The sequence below is a fragment of the uncultured Campylobacter sp. genome (genome assembly GCF_938018145.1).
Taxonomy (GTDB): domain Bacteria; phylum Campylobacterota; class Campylobacteria; order Campylobacterales; family Campylobacteraceae; genus Campylobacter_A.
This window is the reverse complement of the sequence record NZ_CALIII010000379.1, coordinates 1-2,185: the sequence shown is the minus strand read 5'-3', so window position 1 is coordinate 2,185 and position 2,185 is coordinate 1. Positions and strand designations below refer to the sequence as shown.

Annotated in this window: 2 protein-coding genes and 1 pseudogene; 1 reads left to right on the top strand and 2 read right to left on the bottom strand. The window is 45.9% G+C overall.

Features of this window, described 5'->3' with window-relative positions; genetic code table 11:
* Positions 1 to 580 (bottom strand): annotated as a pseudogene (locus Q0338_RS08800) (protein translocase subunit SecD); the annotation flags it as partial.
* Positions 573 to 863 (bottom strand): preprotein translocase subunit YajC, encoded by a 291-nt coding sequence (yajC, locus tag Q0338_RS08795; RefSeq protein ID WP_002953039.1) that lies wholly within the window; start codon positions 861 to 863, stop codon positions 573 to 575. The pseudogene Q0338_RS08800 and the gene yajC, both read right to left, overlap by 8 nt.
* On the opposite strand from yajC, the gene Q0338_RS08790 reads away from it, so the two are divergent.
* Positions 836 to 2,137, top strand: a complete 1,302-nt coding sequence (locus tag Q0338_RS08790) for an apolipoprotein N-acyltransferase (RefSeq protein ID WP_298086422.1) — start codon at positions 836 to 838, stop codon at positions 2,135 to 2,137. The two genes, yajC and Q0338_RS08790, sit on opposite strands and share 28 nt — an antisense overlap.
* Positions 2,138 to 2,185 lie beyond the last annotated feature (48 nt).

Sequence of the window (2,185 nt, the reverse complement as noted above, 5' to 3'; positions counted from 1 at the left end):
GTGCTGCTTTTGCGATGAGATCGCGAGCGCGCTGCTCATCAGCCGCCGTTTTGATGCCAGGAAGCTCGACCAGGATATTATCCTTGCCCTGTCTTGCGACGGTAGGCTCTGCTAGACCGAACTGATCGAGACGGTTTCTGATCGTTTCGACCGCTTGATTTATCGCGTATTCGATAGTTTCGGCCTTCTCGGCGTCGGTTAAGCCGACCGAGTATTTTAGGCCCTCTTTTTGTACATTAAGACCCTTGATATCTTTTAGCATGCCGTCGATTTTAGCGGCTTCGTCTGCGTCGAGTAGCTCAAAGTCCACCTTATCCTCGCGGATCTTAAAGCTATCGATCAAAACGTCCTCTTTTTTTGCAAAATAGTTCACGCTAGCGGCGATCGACTTGATCTTTGAGTGCACGGCCTCCTCGGTCTCGACGCCAAGAAGCATATGAAGTCCGCCCTGCAAATCAAGACCTAGACTGATTTTAGATCCGCCTAGCTTGTCCGTAAAAGACGGCGCGGAAAAGATAATGCCGAAAATCAAAGCCAAAGCAAAGATGATCAGCCTATACGTTATTTTGCCGTTACGCATTTGCTTTCGTCTCTGTTTTTTCTATTTTTCTCGCGACGAATTCGCGTGAAACACGCACGATTACGTCGTCGTTAAGCTTAACTCTGATAAAATCCTCTTCCGGTTTTATCACCTCGCAGATTAGTCCGCCGCTAGTTATGATCTTGTCGCCCTTTTCGAGTGCGGCTAGCATCGCGGCATGAGCTTTTTGCTGTTTTTGCTGCGGTCTGATAACCAAAAAATAAAATATCGCGAAAAGCACGACTAGAGGCAGTAATGAAGCTACGAAATTTCCTTCTTGCATGGGGTTCCTTAATAAAAAAAATTTTAAGCCCTTATTTTAGCACTAAAATTATAATAAAAGCCTTTGTCGGCGCGATTTTAATCTCAAATTTTATACTAGCCGATGTTTTAGGCGGCGAAATTTTAAATTTTATCTCGCCGTTTTTTGCGATCGCGGGCTTTTATTTTCTGCTCAAATTTGACCGCCGCGGCTTTTTTTGGACGGGATTTTTTATCGGGATTTTGTGGTTTTACTGGATCAGCTTTAGCCTCGTTTATTACGAGCTTAGCTACCTCATCCCGCTTGAAATTTTAGCTATCGGGATCATCTACGGCGCGCTTTTTTTGATAGCGGGCATCCCGGCTCAAATTTGGCTAAAAGCTTTGCTGCTTATCTTGGTTTCAAACATTCATCCTTTCGGCTTTAACTGGCTAAATTTAGAAGCCGTTTTCGTGCCGGGAATTTTTGCGCCGAATTTGCTCGCCCTTGCGTTTATTTTCGCCGCGATTTTGTGCCTGTTTTACGTCAAAAACCGCCTCAAATTTATCGCTTTTGCCGCGCTTTTAGCCTGCGCCGTTCAGTATGGTACGCCAAATTTTAAAACTCTGCCTTTTGAAGTAAAGCTCGCAAACACCGAAGTGCCGCAAGAGCTAAAGTGGCAAAAGCAGCTAAAAAACGAGTTTATAAATCAAAATTTAGCCGTCATAGACGAGGCGATAAACGCGGGCTTTAGGGCGGTTATTTTGCCCGAGAGCGCCTTTCCCGTTTATATGACGCACGAGCGAAATTTGACCTCCGAACTACTGGAAAAATCGCAAAAGATCGCTATCGTTGCCGGCGCGCTGGCTCGCGAAAACGGCACCAACTACAACTCGGCGTTTTTCTTTGACCGCGGTAAGATGCGGCGGATGGATAAATTTATCCTCGTGCCTTTTGGCGAGGAGATCCCGCTACCGGCCTTTGCGCGAGATTTGATAAATAAAATATTTTTCGGCGGCGCGAAGGATTTTGAAACGGCGAGCGCTCCGAGCGACTACGAGATAGACGGCGTAAAAATTAGAAACGCGATCTGCTACGAAGCGACCAGGGACGAGCTATTTGAGGGGGAATTCGACGTCATGATCGCAGTGACGAACAACGGCTGGTTCGTGCCTAGTACCGAGCCGAATTTACAGCGCATTTTACTCAGATACTACGCGACGAAATACAACAAAGCAATCTACCATAGCGCAAACGGCTCGCCGTCTGAGATAATAACGCCAAAGCAAGGCTTACTCGATAAATTTTTCAGATAAATTTGCTAAATTTAGGCGTTTTTGCGTTTGCGAAATAGCAACCAAATT

Coding starts and splice junctions, on each gene's coding strand:
- Q0338_RS08790 (WP_298086422.1), top strand. CDS start 836: ATGAAGCTACGAAATTTCCTTCTTGCATGGGGTTCCTTAATAAAAAAA.
- yajC (WP_002953039.1), bottom strand. CDS start 863: ATGCAAGAAGGAAATTTCGTAGCTTCATTACTGCCTCTAGTCGTGCTT.